4 protein-coding genes are annotated in these 6,000 nt (G+C 65.3%); 1 reads left to right on the forward strand and 3 read right to left on the reverse strand.

Annotated elements, in window-relative coordinates:
• Positions 1–20: 20 nt before the first annotated feature.
• The 3 genes from AB4037_RS22255 to AB4037_RS22265 all read right to left on the reverse strand — a co-directional run bounded on the left by AB4037_RS22255 (position 21) and on the right by AB4037_RS22265 (position 4,484).
• On the reverse strand, positions 21–1,085 hold the full coding sequence (locus AB4037_RS22255; protein ID WP_434959204.1) for an ABC transporter ATP-binding protein: 1,065 nt from the start codon (positions 1,083–1,085) through the stop codon (positions 21–23).
• On the reverse strand, positions 1,082–3,328 hold the full coding sequence (locus AB4037_RS22260; RefSeq protein WP_441772974.1) for an ABC transporter permease: 2,247 nt from the start codon (positions 3,326–3,328) through the stop codon (positions 1,082–1,084). Before AB4037_RS22260 ends, AB4037_RS22255 begins: the two co-directional genes overlap by 4 nt.
• A gap of 136 nt (positions 3,329–3,464) precedes the next feature.
• Positions 3,465–4,484, reverse strand: coding sequence for an ABC transporter substrate-binding protein (locus AB4037_RS22265; RefSeq protein WP_441772975.1), 1,020 nt, complete (start codon positions 4,482–4,484; stop codon positions 3,465–3,467).
• 202 nt (positions 4,485–4,686) lie between these two features.
• On the opposite strand from AB4037_RS22265, the gene AB4037_RS22270 reads away from it, so the two are divergent.
• On the forward strand, positions 4,687–5,736 hold the full coding sequence (locus AB4037_RS22270) for a LacI family DNA-binding transcriptional regulator (protein ID WP_434959201.1): 1,050 nt from the start codon (positions 4,687–4,689) through the stop codon (positions 5,734–5,736).
• Positions 5,737–6,000: the final 264 nt, after the last annotated feature.

Raw genomic sequence — 6,000 nt, forward strand, 5'->3', positions numbered from 1 at the left:
GAGGGGAGCGGAACGGCGGCTCATTCCGGCACCAAGGCGAGGCCCCGGTCATGCAGGTCGACACCGATCGGGCTGCCCGGCTCCAGCATGCGGTCGGTGCCGGAATCGATCAGGAAGATGGGGCCGGCCTTGGTCTCGATCTCATATTCGACATGGTCGCCGAGATAGGCGGCGTGCAATACCTTGCCCGACAGCATTGCCCCCGCGGCCTCGCGCAGAGTCATGGCGTTGGGGCGGATGGCGAGTTTCGCGGGGCCTACGGCCAAGCCCCGCGCCGCCAGCGCATGCCCGCCCTCGCCGACCCGGATCTCGGCCCGGCCGTCGGCCACGCGTGTCACCTCGCAGGGCACCACATTGGCCTCGCCGATGAAATCGGCGATGAAGGCGGAGGCAGGCGCTTCATAAAGCTCGCGCGGCGTACCGGCTTGGGCGATCCGGCCCTGATGCATGACGATCACCGTATCGGAGACGGCCAGCGCCTCCTCCTGGTCATGGGTGACATAGACAGCCGTGAAGCCCAGGCGCTGCTGCAATTCGCGGATCTCGGTGCGGACTCGCCGACGCAGCCGTGCATCGAGATTGGAGAGTGGCTCGTCGAGCAGCAACACCTGCGGCTCGACCACCAGGGCGCGCGCCACGGCGACGCGCTGCTGCTGGCCGCCCGACAATTCGCTCGGCAGGCGCTCGCCATAGCCGGCCAGTCCCACCAGAGCGAGGCCATCGGCCGCCTTCTCGCGCGCCTGCGCCTTGCGCAGGCCTGATGATATCAGGCCGTACGCGACATTATCGGCTACGCTCATATGCGGGAACAAGGCGTAGGACTGGAACACCATCGAGACGTCGCGCTCATTGGCCGGCAGGGCTGTAACATCCTTGCCGCCAATGCTGATGCGGCCGGCGCTGGGATGCTCCAGCCCGGCGATCATGCGCAGGGTCGTGGTCTTGCCGCAACCCGAAGGGCCGAGCAGGGTCACCAGCGTTCCCGGTTCGATCGTGAGCGACAGATCGGCGATGGCGGTCACCGCGCCGAAATCCTTGCGGACATTCTGGAAGGTGACCGAGCCCGGCCTGATATCGATACTCATGCCGCCTTCTCCTGAGGCTGGATATTGTCTTGGGGGCTGGTTGCGGATTTGGCCGACAGGCCAGCGACGCGGTCCTCGCGGCGGAGCCTTCGCTCGCCGACCAAGGCCTGGAAGCCGCCGATCACGGCAATCATCACCACGATCAGCACGCTGGAATAGGCGATGGCCACGCCATAGGAGCCATTCTCGACCAGGCCGACGATATAGGCGGTCGCCATGTTGTACTGGGCACTCACCAGGAAGATCACCGCGCTGATCGAGGTGATCGAGCGCACGAAGCTGTAGACCAGGGCGGCGACGATCGCCGGCCGGAGCAGCGGCAGGATCACGCGCCGTGCCGTGGTGAAGGAGTTCGCCCCCAGCGTCAGCGAGGCCTCGTCCAGGCTGCGGTCGATCTGGCTCATCGCCGCCACGCCGCCGCGCACGCCCACCGGCATGTTGCGGAAGACGAAGCAGACGATCAGGATCAGTGCCGTTCCCGTCATCTCCACCGGCGGCAGGTTGAAGGCGAAGACATAGGAAACGCCGATGATGGTGCCGGGGATGGCGAAGCTCATCATCAGGGCGAATTCGAACACCGAGCGCCCGGCAAAATTCTGGCGCACGATCAGATAGGCGGTGATGAGGCCGACCACCGCCGTCAGCGGCGCCGAGATCAGGGCGATCTCCATCGTCGTCCAGAACGAGCCCCAGGCGACACCGTTCCACAAGAGTGTGCCGTGATCAAAGGTCACGGCAAAGGCGCGGGTGTAGTGCTCCAGCGTGAGTCTGTGGTCGAGCCCCCAGGTCTTCACGAAGCCACCGAACAGGATCATGGCATAGACCACCAGCGTGAAGGCCGACCACACGGAGACCACGCCGATGGAAAGCGCGGCGACACCCCGGCTGAGCCCGGCATGCTGACCGGAATCGCCCTTGCCGGTAACAGTGGTGAAATTCTTGCCGCCGAGCCAGAGCCGCTGGGCGACGAAGGCGGTGAGGGTGAAGGAGAGCAGAATCAGGGCCAGCACGGCCGCGCGCGCTGGATCGGTCTGCGCGCCAACCACGGCGAAGAAGATCTCGGTGGAGAGCACGCCATGGCTGCCGCCCAGCACCATCGGATTGCCGAAATCGGCCAGGCTCTCGATGAAGCCGACCAGGAAGGCATTGGCGAGACCCGGCCGCATCAGCGGCAGTGACACCGTGACGAACGTGCGCCAGCGATCGGCCTTGAGTGTCTGGGCTGCCTCCTCCATGGCGGGGCTGACGCCCTGCACCACGCCGATGAGCACCAGGAAGGCGATCGGCGTGAAGGAGAGTACCTGTGCGATCCAGATGCCGGCGGGGCCGTAGAGCCAGCGGCCGGGCGGAATGTCGAAGAGAAAAGCGAGGCCCTGGGTGACCACGCCGGAGCGCCCGAACAGCAGGATCAAGGCGAGGCCTACCACGAAGGGCGGCGTGATGATCGGGAGAATGGTGAGCAGCCGCAGGGCCCGCTTGAAGGGAAAGCGGGTGCGGGTCGCCACCAGGGCGAAAGCGAGGCCCAGCAAGGTCGAGCCGATGCCGGTGGCGATGGCCAGCGTCAAGGTGGACCAGGCGACGCCGCAGCGCCCGCTGCCGGACAGGCAGCGCAGGGTCCAGATCGAGGGATCGGTCAGCGTCTTGAGAAAGCCGGCGGGATCGAAGCCGCCGTCGATGCCTTGAAAGGCGCCGACCAGCACCATGCCGACCGGATAGAACACGAAGGTGGCGACCATGGCGATCAGGATGGTGATCGCCGATACCACGAAGGCGTCGCCGCGCAGCACGCCGCGCTCGGCGAGGCCGAAGCTGAACAGCAGGAGGAACGCGGTCAGCAGCGCGGTCGCACCGGCGCCGAAAGCCTCCTGCCCCGTTCCGAGCGCACCGAACCAGACCTCGAACACCGGCCAGCGCCAGCCCGAATAGGCGATAGCGAAGCCCTGGAGGACCATGATGGCCGCGCCGGCGAGACCCGAGGCGACCAGCAGCCGAGCGCGGGGCACCGGGTTCGCGGCAAAGCGTGCCCACACCGCCGGCAGCAGCGCCAGCAGGGGCAGGCACAGCCACCCGCGCCCCTGCAGGGCGAGCTGGACCAGACCTGGGCCTGCCTTGGCGCCCAGCGGATAGTCACTGAGCCAGCCGGTCGAAAGCAGGCCTGATTCGAGCCTGTACCAGGGCAGGATCGCCAGGCCGAGAACGGCCAAGGCGAGCACCCAGTCGAGGCGGTGATTGCGCCTGTTCATGGCAGGCCTCTTGGAAATGGTGGATGGTGGTCGTCATCCCCCGGCCACGACTTGCGATGCAGGTCGCGGCGGCAGCGCCACTGCGGCTGGCGCCGGGACGACGGAGCGATTGCTCCGCTTAAGGAGCGAGCCGAATTCAGTTGGCGTTGGCGCCGATCTCGTGGTCCCAGCGCTCCAGCAAGGCCTTTCGGGTCGCGGGATCGCCGAATTTCTTGAAATCGTAGTCGATCAGCTTGATGTCCTCGAAACGCGGGGCCTGGGGCGGCAGCTCGGCGTTCTTGTTGGAGGGAATCTGGAAGGACTTGGCATCCTTCATCAGCGACTGGATCTCCGGCTTCAGGGCCCAGTCATAGAATTTCTTGGCATTGTCGAGATTACGCGCGCCCTTGATGATGCTCATCGAGCCGATCTCGTAGCCGGTGCCCTCGCAAGGCGCCACCGCCTTGACCGGGAAGCCTTCGGCCGTCATCGTCACCGCGTCATGCATGAAGACGATGCCGACTGTGGTCTCGCCGCGCGCCGCCGCCTTCACCGGGGCCGAGCCTGACTTGGTATATTGCGAGACATTGGCATTGAGCTTGGCGAGATAGTCGAAGGCCTTGTCCTCGCCCATGATCTGCACCAGCGAGGCCAGCGCCGTATAGGCCGTGCCCGAGGAGTTGGGGTTGGCCATCTGGATCTCGCCCTTGTAGGAGGCATCGGCGAGATCGGCCCAGCAGCCCGGCGCCTTCAGCTTCTTCTGGGCGAGGAGATCGGTGTTATAGCCCCAGCCGAGCGCCCCGGCATAGACGCCCACGGTGCGGTAGCCCGACTGCTCGGCCTGGCGCTTGGCCCAATCCTGAAGCTGATCGAGCAGCGGAGATTTGTATTCGAGGGTGAGGCCTTCCTGGGCGGCCTGAAGATGCGGGTCGCCGGTGCCGGCCCACCAGATATCCGTCTTGGGATTGGCGGCCTCGGCCCGGATCTTGGCATAGGTCTCGCCCGAGGACAGGCGCACCATGTTGACGCCGACGCCGCTATCCTTCTCGAACTTGTTCTTCAACAGTTCGCAGACGGCGACATCCGCCGCACAGATCAGGTTGAGCGATCCTTCGGCCTGGGCGGCGGCGGGCAGCATGGCCGCCATGACCACGGCGGCAGCGAGTGTTTTCTTCATGGGTTTCCTCCGGGCGGCATGCTGTTTTACTTGTATTGCACACGTGTGCAAAAGCTGCATCAGCGAGATCATGCTGTCAATCAAGAATTCCATGCGAGAATTCACTGAGCGATCCACCCGAACTGGGTAAAACCAACAGCAGCGCTTGCACATGACTGCAAGGGCGTGCAACCTCCCTGTCAATGTTCGACTGGCTCCCGTCATGAAACCAGCCCGCTCCTTCGTCAGCGCCGAGGAAGTCGCCAGGCTGGCCGGCGTCTCCCGTTCCGCCGTGTCCCGCGCCTTCACGCCAGGGGCCAGCGTTTCCGAGGAGACGCGTAAACGCGTGATGGAGGCGGCCCAGAATCTGGGCTACCACGTCAATCATCTCGCCCGTGGCCTGATGCGCCAGCAGAGCGGCATCGTCTGCCTGATCGTCTCCGACGTCGACACGCCCTTCCAGTCGCGCCTCGCCCGGAACCTGATCGGCCGGCTGCAACAGACGGGCAAGGTCGCCATGGTGATCAATTCCTCCGGCTCGCCCGAGGCCGTGGCCGGCGCGGTGCGCCAGACCCTGAACTACCGGGCCGACGCCACGGTGGTGCTTTCGGGTACGCCGGACAGGGCCATCGCCCGCACCTGCCTCGACCACGGCCAGGAGCTGATCCTGATCAACCGGGACCAGGATTTCGACGAGGCGCACACCATCACGGTCGCCAACAAGGATGCAGCCCATCAAGCCGTGCTGGCCTTCCAGCGCGCCGGCTGCCGGCGGCTGGCCTGCGTCACCTCGCAAGCCGGCACGCCCAGCCTTACCGAACGCGAGAAGGCCTTTCTCGATGCAGCCCGCGAAGCCGGTTTCGAACCGATCCATTGGCACCAGGGCCGCACCAGCTATGAGGCCGGCGCCGAGGCTGCGCGCGCCTTGTTCACCCGGCAGGTCACGCCCGACGCGGCCTTCTGCATCAACGATCTCATGGCCTGCGGCTTCGTCGATGCCGCCCGCAAGGAGTTCGGCCTGCGCGTGCCGGAGGATCTGTGCGTCATCGGCTTCGACGACATCGAGCAGGCCGGCTGGCGGGCCTATGACCTCACCACCTTCGCCCAACCCATCGACCATATCGCCGACAAGGTCGCCGAACTGGTGCGCGACGGCGGCATGATCAGCCGCTCCGACGGCACGATCGGCCGGGGCACGCGAACCTGCCTCGACGTGCCCTTGATCTGGCGCGGCACGGTACGCATGCCCGACCTGTCGCGGCAAGAAGGCTGAAGCGTTTTACGATTTGGCGGAATCGCCAAGAATCGCAAAGACGCTCCAGCCAATCCGTAGGATTGGCTTGGAACCAAAGAGTGAGAGCAACAAGCGTTTCCGGCTAGACGCGCTTTGCTCTAGAGCATCGGACATTTAATCGTACGCATATCCAGCGGCGTTAAGATAGTTCCAGCATTCTTTTGGGCTGAAGAGATCGCAGATATCGCCGATTGCGTTCCAGAGTTGTTCGAAAGTTCGAGCGGCAGCCGCCCTCAGATGGGC

It is taken from the genome of Labrys sp. KB_33_2, from assembly GCF_052114505.1.
In the GTDB taxonomy this organism is placed as follows: domain Bacteria; phylum Pseudomonadota; class Alphaproteobacteria; order Rhizobiales; family Labraceae; genus Labrys.